The following is a 24312-nucleotide window of genomic DNA, read 5'->3' as shown; positions in this document are numbered from 1 at the left end:
CACCCTGCGCTAACCTTCGCGCAATTCCTCCGCCAGCAATTCGAACTCTTCCGAACGCGGGCTGTTCTTGCGCCAGATCAGCGCGATCTCGCGCTTGGCATTCTTCGCCCGCAATGGCCGTGCGACCACATCGGTGCCGTTGAGGATTCCGGCATCGAGCGCCATTTCCGGCAGCATCGTCAGGCCCAGATCATTGTTCACCATCTGCACCAACGTATGCAGCGAAGTGCCGATCATGGTGGCAGAGGCGCGCAGTTCGGGCCGGTTGCACGCCGCCAGCGCATGTTCCTTCAGGCAATGCCCGTCTTCCAGCAGCAGCAGCCTGCCTTCATCGATCATCGAGGCGGGGATCGAATCTGGCGGGTCACGCGGGTCATCCTTGGGAAAGGCGACATAAAGCTGGTCATCGGCGATATGCGCCATCTCCACCTCGCCGGTGGCAAAGGGCAGGGCCAGCAGCACGCAATCGACCCGCCCGTGCTGCAGCGATTCGACCGCGTCGTGGCTGGTTTCCTCGCGCAGCATCAGCTTGAGCTCGGGCCGCTCGCGCTTCAGCCGCGGCAGGATGCGCGGCAGCATGAAGGGTGCGATTGTGGGGATCACGCTCATCCGCAGCGTGCCCGAAAGCGGCTTGCCCGCTGCCTGCACCAGATCCGAAAGCTCCTCTGCCTCGCGCAGCAGCCGGTGCGCCTTTTCCACCACCTGCTCGCCCAGCGCGGTAAAGCGCACCACCCGGCGCGTGCGCTCGACCAAGGTCACGCCCAGCAGCGATTCGAGCTCGCGAATCCCCGCCGAAAGCGTCGATTGCGAGACGAAGCAACTTTCCGCCGCGCGCCCGAAATGGCCGTGTTCGTGGAGTGCGACGAGATATTGCAGCTGCTTGATGGTGGGGAGGTAGGTGGACATGCTGCCTATGCCCTTAGCCCGACACGGCGAAGGCGCAAAGTCCCGCAGGATGGAACACATGGAACACGGTCTAAAGGCAAAAAGCGCCATTGTGTGAACCTTGGGGCGAAAAGTGTGACCGTTTGCCGAAAAGCGTGAAGCTGGCGTGCGGAAGTGTAAACCTGCTACGCGGAAGCGTGACTCTGCGGCTCGCAAAGCGTCACTTTGCGGCGAAGGACATGTGACTTTTGGGTGGGAGCGATGGGGCTAGGGATTGCTGGCATGGCACAAGGCCTAGCTCCTAGCGATGTAAGTAGGAAAGCGGGCCACGTAGCTCGTCATTGCGAGGAGCGAAGCGACGAAGCAATCCAGTGTGGCAGTCAGCAACATTTGGTTTCGCGCAAAGGCGCAAAGGCGCCAAGCCCTCTCCCCTTGCGGGAGAGGGTTGGGAGAGGGGGATTTTTGCGGTCTGCCCCGAAGCGGGGAGGGGGCCGCCCGCAGGGTGGTGGAGGGGAGTCGCCTCACGCAGAGATGCCGAGCTTTACCTCCCCTCCCTTGAGGGAGAGGGGCTCACGGTCTAGCCTTCGCGTCTCCGCGCGAGAACTTGCCCGGATCCCGACACCCGCCGCACGCAGGTAGCCCTCACTCCGCTGCCAGTGCCTCTTCCATCTCGGCCTGTATATCGTCGATATGCGTCATCGTCAGCTTGCCGCGCTTCACCGCAAAGGCGAGCTTGCCTTCCACCAGTTGCAGCGCGTCCCGCCCGAAAATGTCATATCGCCAGCCCTGCAGCACCGGCAGGTCACGCACCCCGGCAGCGAGCGCCTCCATCTCTTCGGCCCGCGTCAACAGCCGAGTGGCGACGTCAATCTCGCGGCTGCGGATCTTGAGCAGCAGCTTGAGGAGGTCCGCCACCAGCGCGCCTTCCTTGCCCAATGGCGCGCCGCGCTTCATCTTTTCGGGAATCTCGTCCTTGTCGATCGGCTCCGCCTTTTCGAGCACTTTCATCAGCCGCTTGCCGATGTCATTGTCGCGCCAGGCGGATGAAAGCCCGCGCACCTTGGCCAGATCGGCTTGCTGGCGCGGCGGGTGGCTGGCGATATCGGCCAGGGTCTCATCGCGCATGATCCGGCCGCGCGGGATATTCTTGTGCTGCGCTTCGCTTTCGCGCCACGCCGCCAGAACCTTGAGCCGCCCAAGCACCTGGGGATTGCGCCCGGACTGGCGAATTCGCCGCCAGGCCTGGTCAGGATCGATCAGATAGTTGGAGGCATCTGCAAGCTTGTCCATTTCCGCGTCGAGCCAGTCGCCGCGCCCGGTCTTGATCAGCTTGTTCAGGATCCTGGGGAAGATTTTCGAAAGATGCGTAACGTCGCCGATGGCATATTCGATCTGCCGGTCAGTGAGCGGGCGGCGGCTCCAATCGGTAAATCGCGCGCCCTTGTCGATGGTGATGTCGAGCCAGGCTTCGACGAGATTGGCATAACCGATCTGGTCGTTCTGGCTGATTGCCATCATCGCGATCTGCGTGTCGAAGATCGGGTGCGGGGTTTTTCCGGCAAGGTTGACGATGATCTCGACATCCTGCCCGCCGGCATGAAACACCTTGAGCACATCCTCATTTTCCGTCAGCAGCCGCAGCAGCGGGGCAAGGTCAATGCCATCTGCCAGCGGATCGATCGCGGCGGCCTCTTTATCATTCGCGATTTGCACCAGGCACAGTTCGGGCCAATAGGTGTTTTCGCGCATGAATTCGGTATCGACCGTCACGAATTCGGAAGTGGAAAGGCGCTCGCACAGCTGTGTCAGAGCGTCGGTTGTGGTTATCAGATCGTGTATTTTCATCCGTCTTTTCTTTGTGTGGGGCGGAGTACCGCCCTCGGGCCTTGCGGCCCATTTCGGAAGGGGAACCTTGACAAAGCCACCCTCTTCCCCTGTTAGCGCGCGCTTGAAACGCACACGGGCTTGCGCGCTTTTGCCTGGGCGCGCCCATAGCGCCATACACCCGAATTTGGAAAGATATTAGATGCACGCCTATCGTACCCACAATTGCGCACAGCTTGGTGAAGCAAATGTTGGCGAATCCGTCCGTCTTTCGGGCTGGATCCACCGCAAGCGCGACCATGGCGGGGTGCTGTTCATCGACCTGCGCGATCATTTCGGCATTACGCAGATCGTGGCGGACGAGGATTCGGCTGCATTGCCGGTGCTGGAAAGGTTGCGACTCGAATCGGTCGTGACGATCGACGGCAATGTGAAGGCGCGCACGCCCGAAACGGTGAACAAGGATTTGCCGACCGGCGCGATCGAAGTTTTCGCGCGCGAGGTCACGATCCAGAGTGCCGCCGAAGAACTGCCGATGCCGGTTGCGGGCGAGCAGGAATACCCTGAGGATATCCGCCTCAAATACCGCTTCCTCGATCTGCGCCGCGAAACGCTGCACCGGAACATCATGACCCGCGTGGCGGTGGTGGCTGACATGCGCGAGCGGATGCGCGCGGTGGGCTTCAACGAATTCTCGACCCCGATCCTGACCGCTTCCAGCCCCGAGGGTGCGCGCGACTTCCTGGTCCCCAGCCGCATCCACGCGGGCAAGTTCTACGCGCTGCCGCAGGCCCCGCAGCAGTACAAGCAGCTGCTGATGGTGGCGGGGTTCGACCGCTATTTCCAGATCGCGCCCTGTTTTCGCGACGAAGACCCGCGCGCCGACCGGCTGCCGGGTGAATTCTACCAGCTCGACCTCGAGATGAGTTTCGTGACGCAGGAAGAGGTGTGGGAGACGATGGAGCCGGTGATCGCCGGCACGTTCGAGGCGTTCGCCAATGGCAAACATGTAACGCCCGCGGGCAGCTTTCCGCGCATCCCCTATGCCGAAGCGATCCTGAAATATGGCACCGACAAGCCCGATCTGCGCAACCCGCTGATAATCAGCGATGTCTCACAGCACTTCCAGCAGTCGGGCTTCGGCTTGTTCGAGAAGATCGTGGGCGGCGGCGGCGTGGTGCGTGTGGTTCCTGCGCCCGGCACGCATGAGAAAAGCCGCAAGTTCTTCGACGACATGAATGACTGGGCACGCAAGGAAGGCTTCGCGGGGCTGGGCTATGTCACGCGCAAGTTGGGCGAGTTTGGCGGGCCGATCGCCAAGAACCACGGGCAAGAGGGTATGGAAGTGCTCTATGCCGAGCTGGGCCTGGGCGAGAATGACGGACTGTTCTTTGCTGCGGGCAAGGAGTCCGATGCCGCCAAGCTGGCAGGGGCCGCGCGCATCCGCGTGGCCGAGCAGCTCGACCTGATCGACCGGAACCGCTTCGAACTCGCCTGGATCGTCGATTTCCCGTTCTACGAGTATGACGAGGACGAGAAGAAGGTCGATTTCAGCCACAACCCCTTCTCCATGCCGCAGGGCGGGCTCGACGCGCTGGAGAACCAGGATCCGCTGACCATCAACGCCTATCAGTATGACCTGGTCTGCAATGGCTATGAGATCGCATCGGGATCGATCCGTAACCACCGGCCCGAAACCATGGTCAAGGCGTTCGAGATTGTCGGCCTGTCAAAGGCGGACGTCGAACAGCAGTTCGGCGGCATGTACCGCGCCTTCCAGTATGGCGCGCCGCCGCATGGCGGGATGGCCGCCGGGGTGGACCGGATCGTGATGCTGCTGTGCGGGGCGCAGAACCTGCGCGAGATCACCCTGTTCCCGATGAACCAGAAGGCCGAAGACCTGCTGATGGGCGCGCCCAGCAGGCCAGATCCCAAGCAGCTGCGCGAATTGCACCTGCGGGTGGTCGAACCGCCCAAGAAAGAGGGTGAAGGGGCATAAGGGGCGCATAAGCGCGGCGCAAAGTCGCAGAAGCGAATTCCTATGCCTCTTGCGCTGCGCCGATCCGTTCATTAGGGCGAATGACGAAATTCAAAACCCCATAAGCAGAGGGAACATTATGAGCGATACTGCCGACCGCGTGCAGAAGATTGTTGTCGAGCACCTTGGTGTTGAGGCCGACAAGGTCACCCAGGAAGCCAGCTTCATCGACGATCTGGGCGCAGACAGCCTCGACATCGTCGAACTGGTGATGGCGTTCGAAGAGGAATTCGGCGTCGAAATCCCTGACGATGCGGCTGAAAAGATCACCACCGTTGGTGATGCCACGAAATATATCGAAGACAACAAGGGCTAGGTCCTTCACGTCTTTCGCCCGCACGCAGGTGGCAACGCCATCACATTGGCGGGATATTGACAGGCTCGGCCCCTTGGGGTTGAGCCTGTTGCATTCTGGTCGCCCGAAAGTGCGATCCTGAACTGGAATACGGAGAAATCGATGCGTCGTGTCGTCGTTACCGGTCTTGGCCTTGTTACCCCGCTGGGTGGCGATGTAGAGACGAGCTGGAGCAATCTGATCGCTGGCAAGAGCGGGGCGGGCCCGATCACCCGTTTCGATGCCTCTGACCAGAAGTGTCAGATTGCCTGCGAAGTGAAACCGGCCGATCATGAATACGGCTTCGATCCCAACAAGCGCGTCGATCACAAGGTCCAGCGCCAGGTCGATCCCTTCATCATCTACGGCATCGACGCGGCGGGCCAGGCGCTCGAAGACGCCGGCCTGGCCGAGATGGATGAAGACCTGAAGCTGCGCACCGGTTGCTCGATCGGTTCAGGCATTGGCGGATTGCCGGGGATCGAAAGCGAATCGATCGTGCTGCACGAACGCGGGCCGGGCCGTGTCAGCCCGCATTTCGTCCATGGTCGCCTGATCAACCTGATCAGCGGCCAGGTTTCGATCAAATACGGGTTGATGGGGCCCAACCATGCGGTCGTCACTGCCTGTTCGACCGGGGCGCACTCCATCGGCGATGCAGCGCGCATGATCAAGGATGGCGATGCCGATGTAATGCTGGCGGGTGGCTCGGAATCGACCATCAATCCGCTCGGCGTGGCCGGTTTCGCGCAGGCGCGCGCGCTCAACATGAGCATGAATGACCGCCCGACAGAGGCCAGCCGCCCCTATGACAAGGACCGCGACGGCTTCGTGATGGGCGAAGGTGCTGGCGTGGTCGTGCTTGAGGAATACGAACACGCCAAGGCGCGCGGCGCGAAGATCTATGCCGAAGTGGTTGGTTATGGCCTGTCGGGCGATGCCTATCACGTCACTGCCCCGCACCCTGAAGGAAAGGGTGCGCAGCTGGCGATGGAAATGGCGCTGCGCAAGGCCGGAATGGGACGTGGCGACATCGATTATGTCAATGCGCATGGCACCTCGACCATGGCCGACACGATCGAGCTAGCGGCAGTCAAGCGTGTGCTGGGTGATGACCTTTCGGGGGCATCGATGAGCAGCACCAAATCGGCTATCGGCCACCTGCTGGGCGGCGCTGGCGCGGTGGAGGCGATCTTCTGTATCCTGGCGATGCGCGACCAGATCGTGCCGCCCACGCTCAATCTGCACAATCCGGACGAGGGCACGGAAGGCGTTGATCTGGTCCCGCTCAAGGCAAAAAAGCGGCAAGTTCGTGCCGTGCTCAACAACAGCTTCGGCTTTGGCGGCACCAATGCCTCGCTGGTGATGAAGCAGGTCAGCTGACGTGAAACGCGGCGGCTGCCTCGTTGCGGCCATCCTGGCGCTGCTCGTGGCGGGGGCGATTGCGCTGTCGGTGCTGTTCGGTTCAGCCAGGATCGAACAGCCGACAGCCTTTGTCATTCCCTCAGGCTCGTCGCTCACCGCAGTGGCGAAGAAGCTTGAGGATGAAGGGCTGATCAGTTCGGCTGACGGTTTCGTTCTGCATGCCAGGTTGCTGGGCGGAGATGCGCCGATTCAGGCCGGGGAATTCCGGCTGACCCCGGATATGGGGCAGGGCGACATCCTGCGCGCCTTCCAGCAGGGTGACGTGATCCGCCGTTTCGTGACCATTCCCGAAGGCATGCCGTCGATCATGGTCTACGAACGCCTGATGGCGGAGGAACTGCTTACGGGTGAAGTCGCGGTGCCTGCCGAGGGATCGGTATTGCCCGATACCTATGATTTCGAACGCGGTGAGCCGCGCGCTGCGGTCCTTGCGCGGATGCAGGATGCGATGACCGGCTATATCGATCAGGCGTGGGAAAAGCGCAGCCCCAGTGCGGCAGTGAAGTCCAAACGCCAAGCGGTGATCCTGGCCTCGATCATCGAGAAGGAAACGCAGGACAAGGAGGAGCTTGGCCTAGTGTCCGGCGTGCTCTCCAACCGCATTCGCATCGGCATGATGCTGGGCGCCGATGCGACCACCATCTATCCGATCACGAAGGGCAAGCCGCTGGGCCGCATGATCCGCCGGTCGGAACTGCGCGATGCCAATCCCTACAACACCAGAGCAATAGCCGGGCTACCCGCTGGGCCGATCTCCAACCCCAGCCGTGCGGCGATAACGGCGGCGCTCAATCCGGCGAAAACCAGCGCGCTTTACTATGTCGCCGATGGCAGCGGCGGGCACGTGTTTGCCGAAACGCTGGAAGAGCATAACCGCAATGTGGCGGCATGGCGCAGGTTTCGCGCGGAGAAGGGCATCTAGGGTCAGGACCCTCGGCGGCGCCTTAAGGCGTGACGATGTCGAAGGTTCCCGGCATCGGGTCGAGCGCGTCAAGCAAGTCCTGCAGCGCCCCCGCGTCGCCTTCCACCTTCAGCCCGGCTGCCTGCATCTGAGCCAGGGGCAGCTTGAGGAACATCAGCCCCAGCAGCAATTGCCGCGGGCCGGTGATGGTCGCCGCCGCCGCCTCGCCGGTTTCGCCCATCCGCGCGATCAACACGCTGTCATTGGCTTCCAGGACCGCCGTTTCGCCGCGATCGCTGAGATTGATCTGCACGCGCAGGAGATCGCGCCCAAGCCGGGTGGGATCATAGCGGGTTGCAACCGAATCAAGCAGCAGGCCAGTGGGAACTGCGGCGATCAAATCAGTGCTTTGCGTGGCGAAATTGTCTGGCCTTCCGTTGCGCAGCTCGTAGGCGGCAGCCAGGAACTGGTTACGCCAGATCGCACTTTCTGACTGGTAGCCTTGCTGCTCGTAACTGTCAGCCAGCAGACCCTTGCCTTCGGCATTTTCCGGATCGGCAAATACAAGCTGCTGCAGCAGGTCTGATGACCAGCGATAGTCACCCTTGGCCATGGCATTTCGGGCCAGCGCGATCACGCGATCGGCGCCGCCCAGCGCCGCGATCAGGCGGGCCGCACGGGCAACCGGCGGGTGGGGGTTGAGGTGGGCCGGCACAGCATCATACCAACCGAGATAATATTGGTAGATCGCCTTCGAATTGTGGCTGTAGGTGCCGTAATAGCCGTGGTTCGACCATTCTTCGGCCAATTGCGGCGGCAGCGGCACCGCCTCGGCGATCTCGGCCATGGTCGCGCCCCGGTTCATCAGCCGCACGGTCTGGTCATGCAGGTAGCGGTAATTGTCGCGCTGGGCGCTGAGCCACGCCACCCCTGCCTCGCGCCCGAATTGCGGCCAGCAGTGGCTCGAGATCACGACGTCGCTTTTCGGCGCGAAATCCTGCACTGCCTCGTCGAGGAAATGTGCCCAGGCACGTGCGTCGCGCACCTTCGCCCCGCGCGGGGTGAGGATATTGTGCATGGTGCAGGTCGCGATCTCGGCCGCAAGGAATGTCTTGGCGGGCGTGACAAACACATTGAGTTCGGCGGGCGCCTCGCTGCCTGAAACGATCTGGAACTCCAGTTCCACGCCATCGACTGTGCGGGTCTCCCCCGTGCGGGTGATCGTGTCGGTGGGCGGGAGCAGGCTGATCGTGCCGCGAGATACGGCCGAGCCGATCCCGCTGCCCATCTGGCCACTATCCCCCGGCACCAGCCCGGCACCGAACTGATAGGCCGCGCGGCGCTGCATGGCGCCGCCAGCCATCACGTTCTCGGACGCTGCCTCTTCCATGAAATGTTCGGGCGCGATGATCTGTGTGCGCCCCGCCGCCACATCTTCGGCGCTTGTCACGCCGCGCACGCCGCCAAAGTGATCGGCATGGCTGTGGCTGTAGATCACTGCGGAAACGGGGCGCTCGCCCAGTGTAGCATTGACCAGCTCGAGCGCCGCAGCTGCAACCTCGCTGGTGGTCAGCGGATCGATCAGGATCCACCCGGTTTCGCCGCGCACCACCGTCATGTTCGAAAGGTCAAAGCCGCGCACCTGCCACACGCCGCCTGCCACTTCGAACAGGCCGTGGTGCCTCAGATAGCGCATGTGCCGCCACAGGCTGGGGTTGACCGTGGCGGGCGCCTCGCCCTCGACAAAACCATAGGCATCGAGGTTCCAGACTGGCTCGCCTGCCGCATTGCGGATGATCGGGTCATCGCGCGTGGCCACGAAGCCGCGCAGGGCGAAATCCGCATCGCGCGTGCCGTCAGTCGGCAGGGCTGCTGCCACGGCCTGCTGCGCTTCCACCGTTGCTGGCGAGGCGGCCTTTGCCCCCTCTTGCGCCGCTGCGACGCTCGCGAACGAGATCCCGGCCAGGAAGCCTGCCAGCATGGTTCTTGTCATTTCCCTCTCCCCTTGTCTTGTCGCCAGATTGCTCGATATGGGCTGCGGCGACAAGCTATCATATCAGGAGGCGCCGCATGGGAAGCTCGCCATTCATCGTCACCGCGGCGCTGCCCGATGACATCTTCGCCTGGGCCGACGCCCTGCGGCGTGCCCACTTCCCGCCTGAACGCAACCACCTGCATGCCCACGTCACCCTGTTCCACGCCTTTGCCCCGGCCTTGTTTCAGGAATTGCGCGACTATTTGCCGCGGGTTGCGCGCGAATTTGCGCCGCCGGTGGGGCGGATTGCCGGGTTGATGAATCTAGGGAAGGGGACCGCGATCGCGCTTCACAGCCCCGAACTGCTCGGGATCAGGGCACAGATTGCCGATCATTTTCACGGCAGCCTGACCGCGCAGGACCTGCACGAGCCGCGGCTGCACATCACCATCCAGAACAAGGTGACGAAGGAAGAGGCGCGCGCGCTGCAGGCGGGTTTGCGCGGTGCCATCGAACCGCGAGAGTTCGCCTTTCCCGCGCTCGAACTGCACATCTATCGCGGCGGCCCGTGGGAGTTTGTGAAGCGTTGCGCCTTTCGGCGGCAATAGCAGTTGACCGGGGCGAGGCTGCGCCCTAAATGCGCCGCCTGCCGAGCGGGCGTTTGCCCCGGCAAGCCTTTCGGGGCGGAGTAGCTCAGGTGGTTAGAGCAGCGGAATCATAATCCGCGTGTCGGGGGTTCGAGTCCCTCCTCCGCTACCATTTCATTCAGCAATTGCGGTCTGGTTTGCGTTGTCGCCGCTGGCCATGAGCGCTGGCTTAAGCTCGGCTCTTGGGCATCGATCCAGTCGACGCCCGGAATTTCCATCATTTATGCGCTTGCCCCTAAACCAATTGGCCGAAATCGGGTGCGGCGCGAACACCCGTTTGGCGAATTAACGATCTGTAGCGTTACCGGCATCAAGGCTTTCAATAACTTTGGCGAGTTTTGCCCGCACCTCGCCGGCAGCGCTCACAAGATCCGGGTTCTCGATAGCCTGCATCGATGCAACTGGATCAATCGCCGCCACTTCAGTGTGCCTATCATCGATCGCTTGCACAACGACATTGCATGGCAGCATCGTCCCGACCTTGTCCTCGATCTGCAGTGCCTGATAGGCCAGCTTCGGGTTGCAAGCCCCAAGGATTATATAGGGGCGGAATTCCACACCGATCTTGGTCTTGAGAGCCTCTTGCATGTCGATGCGTGAGATAATGCCAAAGCCTTCGGTCTGAAGGGCCAGTTCGGTCCTTTTGATCGCTTCGGAGAACGAGGTCTCCAGAATTGTCGCTAGATAGTAGGTCAATGGATAGTCTCCATTCGCTGGAAGGTGAGACGTGTGTGTCTGGATTCATTCTGACCCAAGCTGAACTACACCCTTTCAACGCAAAGATCGAATGGCGGCCATCTGGCTCTACGTTGAAGGTCAGCTTCAGATTACCTTCGCATCTCTTTCGAGTCCTGATTGTCGATGGCAGGGCGTCTATTGCACCGCCTGATCGGCTGGCTCCGGGGCGGGATGAGGGCTCAAGATCAGGAATTCGACGTTGCAGGGAGGGCGTTTGCGTGTCGGGGGGCGCCCACCTCCTCGGCTACCAGGCTTTTCAGCTCAAAATGCTTTCGCTTACCCGACGACCGACGCCGATTGCTTCAACAGAATTGGGTTCTGACCCTAGAATTTGTGCCCTCACAGCCTCGCTTGTGCCGGTGTACGTCCGCCACGCCCAACACTCCACGTCTCGTTGCCAAGCAGGGCCTGTTCGTGTTTCGAGCGCGGGTACTTGAGCCAATGCGATATCAACCCGGCGACCTCGGCAAACGCCATGGCGGTTGCCAGTGTCCAACGGCCATGGCGGCCGGCCTGAGCCGGGTCATTAATGAAAAAGCCTTCGCACTTGCAACATGAGGCATCTGTCGTTAGGTGCGCGGCCATTCATCGGACCCGGCGCTGCCGGGTGGCTTGGCCCGGCGCCTATCCCCGGGACAATTTTCCAGACCGGCTTTTTCAAATGCCGCACATCGTGGTCGCTGCTGCCGCTCTGCGCCGGTGCGCATTGCCGGTTGCGCGTGTCAGACAAAGGTTCACATGATCGATATTTCGGCGCTGAAGCGCGAATGGCTTTCCAATCCCCGGCGAGACATCCTTGCCGGGATCGTCGTTGCGCTGGCGCTTATTCCCGAGGCGATCGGCTTCTCGATTATCGCGGGTGTCGATCCGCGTGTCGGGCTTTATGCCTCGTTCTCAATCGCGGTCATCATATCTCTGGTTGGCGGAAGGCCTGGCATGATTTCGGCCGCGACCGCAGCCATTGCCGTGCTGGTGGTGCCGCTCGTCAGGGACCACGGGGTGGAATATCTGTTCGCCGCCACAATCCTGATGGGTATTATCCAGGTGCTTGCGGGCTTCCTGCGGCTGCATCTGCTGATGCAATATGTCTCGCGCTCGGTCATCACCGGCTTCGTCAACGCGCTGGCGATCCTGATCTTTATCGCCCAGCTGCCCGAACTGACCGGCGTGCCGATGCTGACCTATATTCTGGTCGCGGCGGGGCTTACCATAATCTATGTCATGCCTCGCCTCACCAAGGCCGTGCCGTCGCCCCTGGTCGCGATCGCTGTCCTCACCGCAGTCGTCTTTTACACCGGCATGGATGTGCGCACGGTGGGTGATATGGGCGAGCTGCCCTCTTCGCTGCCCGTGTGGCTCATCCCCGATGTGCCGTTCACGCTTGAAACGCTGCAGATCATCCTGCCCTATTCGGCAACGATGGCGGCAGTCGGCCTGCTTGAATCGATGATGACCGCACAGATCGTCGACGATCTTACCGATACCCCGTCCGACAAGGAGCGCGAGATGAAGGGGCAGGGCATCGCCAATTTCTTAACCGGCTTCCTTGGCGGCATGGGCGGCTGCGCGATGATCGGCCAGTCGGTCATCAACGTGAAGTCTGGCGGCGAGACCCGGCTGTCGACTTTCGTATCGGGCGTGTTCCTGCTGTTCCTGTTGCTGGTGCTTGGCCCGCTGGTGGCGATCATCCCGATGGCTTCGCTGGTCGCGGTGATGATCATGGTTTCGATCGGCACGTTCTCGTGGCGCTCGATCAAGGACATCCGCCATCATCCCTGGCAGTCTTCAGCGGTGATGATCGTCACCGTGGTGGTGGTCGTGTGGACGCACGATCTGGCGCAGGGCGTGCTCGTGGGCGTGATCATGTCGGGCCTGTTTTTCGCCAGCAAGGTCAAGCGGCTGTTCACAGTTGCAAGCGAGGTGTCGGCTGACGGTCGCACGCGCACTTACCGGATCGAAGGACAGGTGTTTTTCGCCTCCTCCGACCGCTTCGTTGAAGCCTTTGACTACAAGGAAGTGCTCGACCGCGTGGTGATTGATGTCAGCCAGGCACATTTCTGGGACATTTCGGCAGTGGGTACGCTCGACAAGGCCATTCTCAAGTTTCGCCGCGAAGGCACGGCTGTCGAAGTCATTGGCCTGAACGAGGCAAGCGCGACCATGATCGAGCGCTATGCTATTCATGACAAGCCCGGCGCCGATGCGCAGCTGGGAGGACACTGATGGGGGAGACAAGAATGGAACGCGTCCTCGCGGCGATTGACGCTTCGGCTTATGCGGCCAGCGTTTGCGGCTATGCCGGATGGGCAGCACGGCGCCTGTCGCTTCCCGTCGAACTGCTGCACGTCGTCCAGCGGCAAGATCCGGTGACCGCGCGCAGGGATCTGTCAGGTGCCATAGGTCTTGGCGTCAAGAGCCATCTGATGGAAGAGCTCGTGCGCCTGTCCGAAGCGAGCAGCCGTAATGAGATCGAGAAGGGCCGCGTGCTGCTGGCGGCAGGCGAGCAGCTGCTGCGCGAGGCGGGCATTGCCGATGTTACGACGCTTCACCGGCATGGCGGGGTCGTCGAGACGATCCTTGAGCGCGAGGACCATGCGCGGGTCGTGGTTATGGGCAAGCGCGGTGTGGGGCACGAATATGCTTCAGATCACATCGGCTCGATGATCGAGCGTGTGGTCAGGGCAAGTGCCAAGCCGGTGCTGGTCGCTTCACGCGAATACGCCGAGCCGAAGCATGTCATTTTTGCTTATGACGCCAGCCCCGCGGCCGACCGTGCGCTTGAACGGCTCGCCAATTCGCCGTTGTTCGGCGACCTGCCGGTTACGATCGTGATGGCCGAAGCTGAAGGCGAGACAAAGCGTGCGCAACTTGCGAGGGCAGAGGCCGCCTTTGCGCCGGGCCATCCGGTGACCACAATCATGGAAAGCGGCAAGGCCGAGCAGGTCATTCCGGGCGTAGTCGCCTCAACCGATCACGCCTTGCTGCTGATGGGCGCCTATGGCCACTCGCCGATCCGCCGCATGATCGTGGGCAGCACGACGACCGAGATGGTACGCACGGTGAAGGTTCCGGTGCTGATGGTGCGATAGCGCCGATCGATCCAGCCCGTTTCCGCGATGAGCTGCGCCGCCGTTCAGATCGCGAGCACAAGCCCGCCCCAAGGGGGCAGCACCGCCTTGCTGCCTTCAACAGTTCCGGGCAGGCCATAATCCAGTTTCTCGGCCGGACAGGGAAGTTGATATTCAACCTCCTTGTCGCCGAGATTGAACAGGCACAGCAGCGGGCCATCACCTTCTGCCTCGCCGCGCTCAAACGCCAGGATCGGCTCGGGCGCATCAAGGAACCGGCTGCTGCCAAGCCGCAAGGCCGGGTGGGCCTTGCGAAAGGCGATGAATTTGCGGGTCAGCGCCAGGGTGGAAGCCGGATCGGATTCCTGAACATCCACGGCATAGTCATGATGCAGGGGATCCACCGGCAGCCATGGCTCGACGGTGCTGAATCCGGCATTGGGCTGATCCTTGGCCCAGGGAATCGGAGTGCGGCAGCCATCGCGCCCAAGGCTGTCAGGCCAGAACCGGATTCCTTCCGGGTCCTGCAGCCTTTCGAACGGCACATCTGCCTGCGGCAAGCCAAGTTCGTCACCCTGATAGAGGAATATTGTGCCCCGCAGGCACATCAGGATTCCCATCAGCAGATTCGCAAACTCATCACCGGCTGCCTCGCCGCCCCAACGGGTACGGGCGCGCACGACATCGTGATTGGAAAACGACCAGCTTGGCCAGGACGTTTCGCTGGTCCAGCTTTCCAGCGCATTCCTGATGAGTCCCGTCGTCAGCGGTCCATTTTCGAGCAGCAGGAAGTTATACGCTGTGTGGAGCCTGCCAGGTTCGGTATATTCGATCGAGCGGTCGATATAGGAATCGCTGCCGATCTCCGCCACGGTCATCAATTCGCCATAGCTGTCGACCACGCGCCGCAGTTCGCCCATGAATTCGAGATTTTCGGGTTGTGACCGGTCATGGAGATGCCGTTGATGCCAATAGGGGCGGGCGAACCCGCCGTCCGGCGATTTGGGCGGATTGTCGCGCAATTGCGGATCGCAGTAATAGAAATTGGCGACATCAAGGCGGAAACCGTCGACCCCTCGCTCAAGCCAGAATCGCGCGGCATCGAGTATCTCCGCGCGCACTTCGGCGTTGTGAAAGTTCAAATCGGGTTGTTCGGACAGGAAATTGTGCATGTAATACTGCTTACGCCGCGAGTCCCATGACCAGGCCTGCCCTCCGAACAGCGAGATCCAGTTGTTCGGTGGCCCCCCGTCGGGCCTGGCATCGGCCCAGACGTACCAATCGGATTTGGGATTATCGCGCGAGCGGCGACTTTCCTTGAACCATTCGTGCTGGTCGGAAGTATGCGAGTAAACCTGGTCGATCACCAGTTTCAGGCCGCGCGCATGCACCCCCTCAAGAACATTGTCGAAATCGGCAAGCGTGCCGAAGATGGGATCGACCTTGCGATAATCGGAGATGTCATACCCGAAATCACGCATGGGCGATTCGAAGAACGGCGAAAGCCAGACTCCGTCAACGCCCAGTTGCGCGAGGTAATCCATGCGCGACAAAACGCCGGGCAGGTCACCCACGCCGTCATTGTCGGAATCGCAAAAGCTGCGGGGATAAACTTGATAGATTACTCCGCCACGCCACCATTCGGTCATTTTTGCTCGGTCCTCCGGGGATTGTTGGATGGCATGTCGTTGCAAACCGTTGCAAAGCCAGCGATGCAATTCTTATGATATGCATTTCATAAATGATATGATAGGGCTTTTGCAAGTGACCTTGGACGAATGATGGGCGGAGCAACCGCTGGTCCGGGCTAATTGAGGGGGGAGCAAGCTCGATGACGTCTGACGCAAGCGCTGTTGATCCAGTTGGCGTATCGGTGAAAAGCCGGATGACAGGACTTTTTGCGACGGCGGCCATCTTGAGTGCAGCCTATGCAGTGTTCGCAATCCTGCTCAATAGCGTGGGAACGGTCATTCTTCAGTCGATCGTCTATTTTCGGGTCGATAATGTTACTGCGTCAACGCTTGAGGCATTCAAGGACCTGACGATTGCGGTCGTATCATTCATTATCGCCGCGCAATTGCCTCGCTTCGGGCTCAAGCGATCGATGCTTGCCGCCTTGGCGATAGCCGGGGCAGGTTGCGTGCTGGTTCCGCTTGCAGACGTGTTCTGGGCAACGCAGGCGATGTTCTTTTGCACCGGTTTCGGTTTCGCCCTGATGAAGGTGTCGGTCTATTCAGCGGTCGGGCTGCTTAGCGACAGCACGGCCACCCACGCCCGCTTGCTTGGCATTATCGAGGCGGTCTTCATGACCGCTGTTGTCGCCAGCGCGTGGATCTTTGCATACTTCATTGATCCGACCGATGCCGCTTCGTCATCCTGGCTCGATACCTATTGGTTACTGGCAGCGTTGTGCCTTGTGGCCGGTCTGCTTGTCGCTGTGATGCAGATCGATGAAAGCCGGCTTGCAGAAGAAGCAGAAGGCAAGCCGGCGTCGGTTGCATTTCGCGAGATGATCGCCCTCGTGGTCCTGCGGGTAACCCAGATTTTCGTTGTCGGCGTATTTCTCTACGTATTCATCGAGCAGGGCCTGGGAACCTGGCTTCCCACTATCAATCATCAGATGCTTGGGCTTGATGGCCAGATTGCCGTGCAGGCGGCTTCGGTCTTCGCGCTGGCGATAGCAGCCGGGCGTTTCTGTGCAGGACTGGTCGTGACACGGGTTGGATGGTTTGCGCTTCTGATGGGGTGCTTCATTGGAATGGCGCTGATTCTGGGAGTGGTTCCAAGCCTGGCTGCCGCCGTCGATGGCAGGCAGGTGACGAATTGGGGCGATGTTCCATTCGTGACCTTCGTTTTGCCGGCGATCGGCTTTTTCATGGCTCCCATCTATCCAACGCTCAATTCGGTGGTGCTTTCCACCATTCCCCCGGCCAAGCAGGCAGGGTTGATCGGATTGATCGTGGTCTTTTCGGCATTGGGCGGCACCGCTGGCTCACGCATGGTCGCGGAGCTGTTTTCCGCCATTCCCAGTGCCGATGTGCTCTACAGCCTGCTGCTTCCGATCATCCTGTTGGCTGCAGCCACTGTCTGGCTTCGCCGGCTGGCCCAGGCTTGACGGTTGGCGGCAGGGGCCCTTTGGCAAAGGGCTAGCTCGGGCTGGTCGGCAGTTTCAGGTTTCCCGCTCTATCAGCCGGGTCGGCAATAACGTCGAATTGGCCCGCCCGCCTTCGACGAGCTGCATCAGCTTTTCGACCAGGATGGCGCCCGCGAGGTGGGTCTCCTGCTCGACCGTGGTGATTGCGGGTGTGAAGTCCGCTGCGGGCGGAATGTTGTTGTAACCGACCAGCGAATAATCTCCAGGAGAGTTCAGGCCTGCTTCGCGCAATCCCGAGATTGCTGCCATTGCGGCAGTGTCGGAAAAGCAGAAAATCGCATCGGGGGCCGGATTCCGGCCGATATAGGATTTCACCGCGTCAAATGTGGCGGAATAGGACATAGCCGGCACCGGCAGCGTATCGATGGTGACTTCAGCGCCGGATTCGTGCGCCGCCGATTCAAGTCCGGCATGTCGCATGCGAAATTCGATATGATTGTCATTGCCGACATAAAGCCAGCGCTTGCGATTTGAACGGAGGAAATAACGGCCCGCCAGTTGCCCTCCCAGAAAATTGTCACTGCCCACCGCGCAATAGGGTTCAGATGGGTCAACCGCGCCCCAAACCACGAAGGGAACCTTGGTTTTTGCCAGTTTACGCAACAAGGGATCGCGTTCGCCCTGGCCCAGGAAAACGAAACCGTCCACCACCCTTGCGTTGATCTGGTCCAGATAGTCGCGTGCGTCCCCTGAAGAAGGTGGGGCCAGGAGCAAGTCAAGATTTCGGACCGAAAGGGCTTCGGCTACCCCGGCGAGCAATTCGAAAATGAACGGATCGGCAATGCGGCCACCGCGGAACGAGCCGAAATCGAGCACAACTGCGATCGTGTCAGTGCGGGTCTGGCGGAGTTTTTGTGCATTGCGATTGACGGCATAGCCATGTTCGCGCGCGATCCTGAGCACATGCTCGCGCGTTTTCTCGGTTACCAGCGGGCTGCCAGAGAGCACGCGCGACACGGTGGGCTTGGATACATTGGCCAGCCGGGCAATGTCCGCCATGCTGACCCCCATTGCGCGAGACCTCCCGTGTCGCGTTGGCGGGCTTTTTTCACTGGTCATTCAATCATTCCCCGGTTCGCTCAAAGCTGCGCTCCTCCCCCGATGCAACATGGCACTACATGCCACAACGTGGAATAAGCGCAACTGGTGCTTGAAATGCATTTCACATTTGGTTACAGGACGCCAAGTCCTAATAAGGGTAGTCTTCAAGGGAGAGTGTATCGTGAAGAGCCGTCGCATAAAAATTTTCAACCTGATGGCTGGTGCAGCCACCTTGGCCATCACAGCATTGCCGGTTTCGGCATATGCGCAAAGCACGGATGCTGCCGGCGGCGAGAGCGCTGATACAGCTGGCAACGAAATCATTATTATCGGTACGGCCGGCGGTAAGGGCATCAACAAGCTCGACGCGAGCTTCTCTGTCACGACCTTCGATCAGGAAGACCTGGCAATCCTGAGCCCGAAAAGCTCGGCCGATCTGCTCAAGGGCGTTCCCGGCATCTGGTCTGAGAGCTCCGGCGGCGTTGCTGGCGCGAACATCATGGTCCGCGGCATTCCTTCGGGCGGTGATGCTCCCTTTGTGACATTCTCTGTCAACGGCTCGCCATTGTTCGGGACAAACACACTTTCATTCTTCGAAACCAGCACCCTGTTCCGGCCTGACCTGACGGTCAGCAACGTCGAAGTGCTGCGCGGCGGCCCCAATGCGGTGTTTGCGCGCGGTGAGCCGGGTGCGACAATCAACTTCCGGCTCAAGGAAGGCACCGATGTAACCGAAGGTGCGGTGGAAGCGTCGATTACCGATTTTGGCGGAACGCGCTTCGATACGGTGCTCAGCGGGCCGCTGGGCAATGATTTCTATTACATGGTGGGCGGCTACGTCCGCCGTTCCGATGGTGTGCGCGACGCTCAGTTCACCTCTGAAGAGGGGCAGCAGCTGACCGTTCAGCTTACCAAGCACTTTGATAACGGCAAGCTGAACCTCTACGGGCGGTACACCGATGATCACGGCCAATGGTATCTGCCGTTCAACCTCGCCAACCCGAATCTCGACCTTGGCGAGTTCTCGCAATTGGGCAATGCCACGCGGCTTCGCACACTTCAGGTCGACCCCAGCGGCACAACCGAGACCTTCGACTTCGCTGACGGTCGCGGCTGGGACGGCTATGTGGTCGGCGCCAATGCCGAGTTTGAAATTGCCGACGGCCTGACGCTGCGTGACAACTTCAATTACGTCAACGGCAACGCGGATACTTTCGGGTTCGTCCCGGCAGGTTCCGCGGTAACCGTGGGCGCGGTTGAAAGCGTGATCGGCGGCCCTGTGGAAACCACTGGCGGCGTGACACTGGCATCCGATGACTTCGTGCAGACCTATGGCCACTGGGTTGTGCTCAAGGACATCGAATCGTTCTCGAACGATCTCAGCCTCACGCAATTGCTCGGTGATCGTGATCAGCACGAACTCACCCTTGGTGTCTATACCTCCTCGTTCAGTTCGGATGACTGGTGGTCGATTGGCAACCCGATTGCCGTTCACAATGCGCCCAATGGCGATACGCTGGCGAATGTCACTCCCGGAGATATTGCCACAGCTGGCGGCAATGGCGGGTTCAACTTCGGCCTGGCCGATGCCGGCGATGCCGATATTCTGGCCTTCTATGCCGGTGGAACTTTCGAGCTGGTCGAAGGGCTCAAACTGGATGGCGGTGTTCGTTTCGAGAACATCGACATCAATTTCGTGCTCGACACCGGGCCGGGCTTTCCGGACGGTGTACGGGATCTTACCTTTTCGGAATCGGATGATGAAATCGCCTGGACCGCAGCGCTCAGCTACGATCTTACGCCTGATCTGATGGTATATGGCCGTTATTCAGACGGTTATCGGTTCCCTGATTTTGACCAGATTCGCGATGGTTCGACTGCTGTTCAAAGCATCAAACAGGCCGAAACCGGCGCCAAATTCAACAATGGCACCGTTGGCTTGTTCGTTACCGGTTTCTACACCAAGACGGACCAGTTCTCGAACACGGTTGGCGGTAGTGTCCCCGCTTCGTTCTTCACCGCAGAAGCCTATGGGGTGGAAGTCGAATCGACCTTGCGGTTTGGCGGTTTCGGCCTTGCCGGCACGCTCACCTATCAGGATGCGGATATCACGCGATCGACTATCACGGCGGACATCGGCAATCAGGTTCAGCGTCAGCCCGAATTCCAGGCCCGCTTTTCGCCAAGCTATGATTTCGATCTCGGAACGCTATCTGGCACGCTCTATGGCAGCCTGACCCATGCCGGGAAGCGGTTTGGCGACAATGCCAATACCGTCGATTTGCCGAGTTATCAGAAGCTTGATCTGGGCGTTCTGGTTCGCCATGAATCGGGCCTTTATGGCCAGGTCCATGCGGATAATCTGAACAATTCGCATGGCATCACCGAAGGCGATCCGCGCAATCCGACGGCACCGAATGGTCGCCCGATCCTTGGGCGTTCGGTCAAGTTCACGGTCGGATACAACTTCTGAAGCGGTTGAACTCAGCTCTTGCAGGGTCGCATTGCTGAGGCTGGCGGGTCAGGGAAAAATCCTTGGCCCGCCAGTTTTCTGTTGGTGAAACGAATTTGTGGCGGTTTGCCGGATTGGCCGGGTCACACCACTGCCATGAGGCTGGCGTTGCCGCCTGCTGCGGTGGTGTCGACCGAGATGGCGACTTCCTCGAACATCCAGTCAGTGCGATAGGCGCGGGTTTCCCCGCCTAGCTGGACGATCGGGATCGGCCCGTCTTTGGCGGCAATGGCGGCGAGGGTGGGTCGGATGTCCTGCCCCGCATCCTCGATCAGCACATGTGCAAAGGGCGGCTCGGCAGTCCAGTCGGCGACCCAGATGGTGTCCTCGATCACCTCCACGGGCAGATCGCCGTGCAGTTGGCGCGTCTGCGCGTCATCGGGCAGCGCGGCGCTATTGCCGCTGGCCGCGACCGCTTTCAGCTGGGCGTACAGCCCCTCGCTGGTTTGCGGCAACAGCAGCACCCGCCCGCGCGGCTTGACGCTGTAGAGATTGCGTTCGCCCACCGGGCCGGGCAGCCCGGTCATGTGGCCCAGCATCGGTGCGCCCTGTTCGTCGCGCAGGATCGCCGAACTGGGCTCCGCATCCTTGACCAACCGGCCCAGATAAAGCGGCCCGCCAGCCTTGGGGCCGGTGCCGGACAGGCCGCGCCCGCCGAAGGGCTGGACGCCCACGATCGCGCCGATGACGTTGCGGTTGATGTAGATATTGCCGGCATCGGCGTGCGAGATGATCTCTTCGATCGAATCGTCGATCCGGCTGTGCAGCCCGAAGGTGAGGCCGTAGCCGGTGGCGTTGATCTGCCGCATCACGCCGGGCAGGTCCTTGCGCGCATAGCGCAGCACATGCAGCACCGGCCCGAACACCTCGCGCTCCAACTGCGCGATATCGTCGATCTCGATCATCGTGGGGGCAACGAAGGTGCCTTGGTCAGCTGCCTGATCGAGCTCCAGCTGCTCGATCCGGTGCCCGGCCTTGCGCATGGCTTCGATGTGAGCGGTGATGTTGCCCTGCGCTTCGGCGCTGATCACCGGGCCGACATCGACCCGCAATGCGTCGGTCGGGCCGACCCGCAGCTCTTTCAGCGCGCCGCGCAGCATCTCCATCAGCTCGTCGGCTATGTCGTCCTGCACGCACAGGATCCGCAGCGCTGAGCAGCGCTGGCCGGCGCTGTCGAAGGCGCTGGCGATTACATCACGCACCACCTGTTCGGGCAGGGCAGAGCTATCAACCACCATCGCGTTCTGTCCGCCGGTCTCGGCGATCAGCGGAATGGGCGCGCCATCGCGCAGGGTGCGGGTGGCCAGTTGGCGCTGGATCAGCTTGGCCACTTCGGTCGAACCGGTGAAGATCACCCCGCAGGTCTCGGGGGCCGATACCAGCGCGGCACCGATCTCGCCCGCGCCCGTCACCAGCTGCAGCACGCCCGGCGGGATCCCGGCCTCATGTAATATCGCCGCCGCCTGCGCGGCGATCAGCGGAGTTTCCTCGGCCGGCTTGGCGAGTACGGTGTTGCCAGCCGCCAGCGCGGCGGCGACCTGTCCGGTGAAGATTGCCAGCGGGAAGTTCCACGGGCTGATGCAGACCATCGGCCCCACCGCCTCGGCGCCCTGCAGCCCGGCGCGCGCCTCGTTGGCGTAGTAACGCAGGAAGTCGACTGCCTCGCGCACTTCGGCAATGGCATTGGAGGCCGACTTGCCCGCCTCGCGCATGATCAGGCCCAGCAGTTCCTCCATCCGCGCGTCGAGCAGGTCAGCTGCCTTCTCCAGGCAGGCAGCGCGGGCATCAACCGGCGTTGCCGCCCAGGCAGGGAAGGCCGCGGCCGCGTTGCGCGCGGCGAGCTGCGCATCGCGGGCAAGCGCATTCTCGACCTGGCCCACCACATCGCGGTGAGCGGCCGGGTTCAGCACGGCTTCGGCCTTGCGGGTCGCCTGCAGGCCTGGGATGAGCGGCGCAGCGCGCCACATTCTGCCCGCACTTTCGCGCAGGGTCTCCGAAAAGTGTGCCAGCACCATCTCATCGGTCAGGTCGAGCCCGCGTGAGTTGACGCGATCGGGATAGAGCTCGCACGGGAGCCTGATCATCGGATGGAGCGAGCCGACAGGATCGATCGCTTCGGCCTCTGTCACCGGATCGACCGAGAGTTCATCTAGCGACACCTGCTCGTCCCAGATGCGGTTGACGAAAGAGGAGTTGGCCCCGTTCTCGAGCAGGCGGCGCACCAGATAGGCCAGCAGCGTCTCATGCGTGCCGACCGGGGCATAGATCCGGCACGGGCGATCGAGCTTCTTCTTGCCCACCACTTCCTCGTACAGCGCTTCGCCCATACCGTGCAGGCACTGGAACTCGTAATCGCCGGTGCTGAAATCCTCGCCTGCCAGGTGATAGATCGTGGCCAGCGACTGGGCGTTGTGGGTCGCGAACTGCGGGAACACGTGCTCGCGTGCGGCCAGCAGCTTGCGGGCGCAGGCGAGATAGCTGACATCGGTGTGGACCTTGCGGGTAAAGACCGGGAAGTCGGGCAGGCCGTCGACCTGCGCGCGCTTGATCTCGCTGTCCCAATAGGCACCCTTGACCAGCCGCACCATGATGCGGTGCCCCGATCGCCGGGCAAGATCGATAATCCAGTCGATCACGAAGGGGCAACGCTTGCCATAGGCCTGCACCACGAAGCCCAGGCCGTCCCAGCCCGCGAGCTCGGGATCGAGCGCCAGCGCTTCGAGAATGTCGAGCGACAGTTCGAGCCGGTCGGCTTCTTCGGCATCGATATTGAACCCGATGTCATATTGCTTCGCCATCAGCGCCAGTTCGCGCACCCTGGGCAGCAGCTCGCCCATCACGCGATCGGCCTGCGCGCGGACATAGCGCGGGTGAAGCGCGGACAGCTTGATCGAAATGCCGGGGCCTGCGTAAACCCCGCGGCCCTTCGCCGCCTTGCCGATGGCATGGATCGCGCGCTCGTAATCGGCGTAATAGCGCTCTGCATCGCGCATCGTCATCGCCGCTTCGCCCAGCATGTCATAGCTGTAGGCAAAGCCCAGTTCCTCTTGCTTGCGCGCGCGCCGCAAGGCCTCGGAGATGGTCTCGCCGGTGACGAACTGTTCGCCCATCATCTCCATCGCCATGTTCACGCCGCTGCGGATCACCGGCTCGCCCGCGCGCTTGATCAGGCCGGAGAGCGAGGCGGCAAGTCCGCGCTCGCGCACCGGCGAAACCAGCCGGCCCGAAACCACCAGGCCCCAGGTGGCGGCATTGACGAAGATCGAACGGCCATCGCCCAGGTGCGCGCGCCAATTGCCATGCGCGATCTTGTCACGGATCAGCGCATCGCGGGTGGCCTTGTCGGGCACGCGCAGCAGCGCTTCGGCAAGGCACATCAGCGCGACGCCTTCCTGCGTCGACAGCGAGTATTCCTTCACCAACCCCTCGACCCCGCCGCGCTGCCCCTTGCGGCGCAAACGCGTGATCAATTCGCGCGTGATCGCAGCGATGGCCGCATTGTCCTGAGCCGATACCCGTGCAGCCTCGATCAGCGGCAGAACCGCCTCAGGCTCGGGCAGGCGATAGGCTGCGGTAATCGCGCGCCGCAACGGCGTGGGGGCGCTGATCGGCGGGGCAAAGCGGGTGAAGGGGGAGGAGTGAGTCAACTGGTCCACGGCGAATCCGGTGTGGGTGGGGGCAATTTTTCCAGGCCGGGGAAATTGGCTGTCCCTCTGGCTGAATTGCGCGGCAACTTTGCCCGAGGTGCGGATGAGACAGCGCAATGTCAA

General features: G+C 61.4%; 16 protein-coding genes, 1 tRNA gene and 1 other annotated feature. Of the genes, 10 read left to right on the top strand and 7 right to left on the bottom strand.

Features of this window, described 5'->3' with window-relative positions; translation table 11 throughout:
- Positions 1–9: 9 nt before the first annotated feature.
- Both ACX3VQ_RS09970 and rnd read right to left on the bottom strand, forming a co-directional pair.
- Entirely contained in the window at positions 10–906 is an 897-nt protein-coding gene (locus ACX3VQ_RS09970; protein WP_462580903.1) for a LysR substrate-binding domain-containing protein, read from the bottom strand.
- Between the two features lie 621 nt (positions 907–1527).
- Positions 1528–2730 carry a ribonuclease D gene (gene rnd / locus ACX3VQ_RS09965; protein ID WP_462572946.1) on the bottom strand — a complete coding sequence of 401 codons (1203 nt, stop codon included), beginning with the start codon at positions 2728–2730 and terminating at the stop codon, positions 1528–1530.
- A 181-nt stretch (positions 2731–2911) separates the two neighbouring features.
- On the opposite strand from rnd, the gene aspS reads away from it, so the two are divergent.
- The 4 genes from aspS (at position 2912) to mltG (ending at position 7428) form a co-directional block, all read left to right on the top strand.
- Complete coding sequence (gene aspS, locus ACX3VQ_RS09960) at positions 2912–4708, top strand: aspartate--tRNA ligase (protein WP_462580902.1); 1797 nt, start codon at positions 2912–2914, stop codon at positions 4706–4708.
- Positions 4709–4826: 118 nt separating this feature from the next.
- Positions 4827–5063, top strand: a complete 237-nt coding sequence (locus tag ACX3VQ_RS09955) for an acyl carrier protein (RefSeq protein ID WP_462572949.1) — start codon at positions 4827–4829, stop codon at positions 5061–5063.
- A gap of 141 nt (positions 5064–5204) precedes the next feature.
- Entirely contained in the window at positions 5205–6464 is a 1260-nt protein-coding gene (fabF, locus tag ACX3VQ_RS09950) for a beta-ketoacyl-ACP synthase II (RefSeq protein ID WP_462580901.1), read from the top strand.
- A 1-nt stretch (position 6465) separates the two neighbouring features.
- Positions 6466–7428, top strand: a complete 963-nt coding sequence (gene mltG, locus ACX3VQ_RS09945) for an endolytic transglycosylase MltG (RefSeq protein WP_462580900.1) — start codon at positions 6466–6468, stop codon at positions 7426–7428.
- Positions 7429–7450: 22 nt separating this feature from the next.
- Here mltG and ACX3VQ_RS09940 read toward each other — a convergent pair whose 3' ends face one another.
- Positions 7451–9400 carry an alkyl/aryl-sulfatase gene (locus ACX3VQ_RS09940; protein WP_462580899.1) on the bottom strand — a complete coding sequence of 650 codons (1950 nt, stop codon included), beginning with the start codon at positions 9398–9400 and terminating at the stop codon, positions 7451–7453.
- A 77-nt stretch (positions 9401–9477) separates the two neighbouring features.
- On the opposite strand from ACX3VQ_RS09940, the gene ACX3VQ_RS09935 reads away from it, so the two are divergent.
- Entirely contained in the window at positions 9478–9990 is a 513-nt protein-coding gene (locus ACX3VQ_RS09935) for a 2'-5' RNA ligase family protein (RefSeq protein WP_462580898.1), read from the top strand.
- Positions 9991–10064: 74 nt separating this feature from the next.
- Positions 10065–10141, top strand: a tRNA-Met gene (locus tag ACX3VQ_RS09930).
- A gap of 173 nt (positions 10142–10314) precedes the next feature.
- Here ACX3VQ_RS09930 and ACX3VQ_RS09925 read toward each other — a convergent pair.
- Complete coding sequence (locus ACX3VQ_RS09925; RefSeq protein WP_462580897.1) at positions 10315–10725, bottom strand: DUF302 domain-containing protein; 411 nt, start codon at positions 10723–10725, stop codon at positions 10315–10317.
- Positions 10726–11354: 629 nt separating this feature from the next.
- Positions 11355–11408: a sequence feature (sul1 is cis-regulatory element that is thought to sense ions involved in sulfur or methionine metabolism; They are found in Alphaproteobacteria), on the top strand.
- A gap of 97 nt (positions 11409–11505) precedes the next feature.
- On the opposite strand from ACX3VQ_RS09925, the gene ACX3VQ_RS09920 reads away from it, so the two are divergent.
- Both ACX3VQ_RS09920 and ACX3VQ_RS09915 read left to right on the top strand, forming a co-directional pair.
- Entirely contained in the window at positions 11506–12990 is a 1485-nt protein-coding gene (locus ACX3VQ_RS09920) for a SulP family inorganic anion transporter (protein WP_462580896.1), read from the top strand.
- A 14-nt stretch (positions 12991–13004) separates the two neighbouring features.
- A complete protein-coding gene (locus ACX3VQ_RS09915; RefSeq protein ID WP_462580894.1) occupies positions 13005–13856 on the top strand; it encodes a universal stress protein in 852 nt (283 codons plus the stop codon).
- A gap of 44 nt (positions 13857–13900) precedes the next feature.
- Here the strand turns inward: ACX3VQ_RS09915 and ACX3VQ_RS09910 are convergent, their stop codons facing one another.
- A complete protein-coding gene (locus ACX3VQ_RS09910; protein WP_462580893.1) occupies positions 13901–15484 on the bottom strand; it encodes an alpha-amylase family glycosyl hydrolase in 1584 nt (527 codons plus the stop codon).
- A 182-nt stretch (positions 15485–15666) separates the two neighbouring features.
- Here ACX3VQ_RS09910 and ACX3VQ_RS09905 point away from each other — a divergent pair, with 182 nt between their 5' ends.
- Complete coding sequence (locus tag ACX3VQ_RS09905; RefSeq protein ID WP_462580892.1) at positions 15667–16950, top strand: MFS transporter; 1284 nt, start codon at positions 15667–15669, stop codon at positions 16948–16950.
- Between the two features lie 54 nt (positions 16951–17004).
- On the opposite strand, the gene ACX3VQ_RS09900 is transcribed toward ACX3VQ_RS09905, so the two are convergent.
- A complete protein-coding gene (locus ACX3VQ_RS09900; RefSeq protein ID WP_462580891.1) occupies positions 17005–17988 on the bottom strand; it encodes a LacI family DNA-binding transcriptional regulator in 984 nt (327 codons plus the stop codon).
- 223 nt (positions 17989–18211) lie between these two features.
- Here ACX3VQ_RS09900 and ACX3VQ_RS09895 point away from each other — a divergent pair, with 223 nt between their 5' ends.
- Positions 18212–20503, top strand: a complete 2292-nt coding sequence (locus ACX3VQ_RS09895; protein WP_462580890.1) for a TonB-dependent receptor — start codon at positions 18212–18214, stop codon at positions 20501–20503.
- A gap of 122 nt (positions 20504–20625) precedes the next feature.
- On the opposite strand, the gene putA is transcribed toward ACX3VQ_RS09895, so the two are convergent.
- Positions 20626–24189: a bifunctional proline dehydrogenase/L-glutamate gamma-semialdehyde dehydrogenase PutA gene (gene putA / locus ACX3VQ_RS09890; protein WP_462581205.1), complete on the bottom strand. Its 3564-nt coding sequence runs from the start codon at positions 24187–24189 to the stop codon at positions 20626–20628.
- Positions 24190–24312: the final 123 nt, after the last annotated feature.

The organism is Altererythrobacter chaiwopuensis, assembly GCF_054957735.1.
Note: the sequence above shows the minus strand (reverse complement) of the source record. Positions and strands in the feature narration are given on the sequence as shown.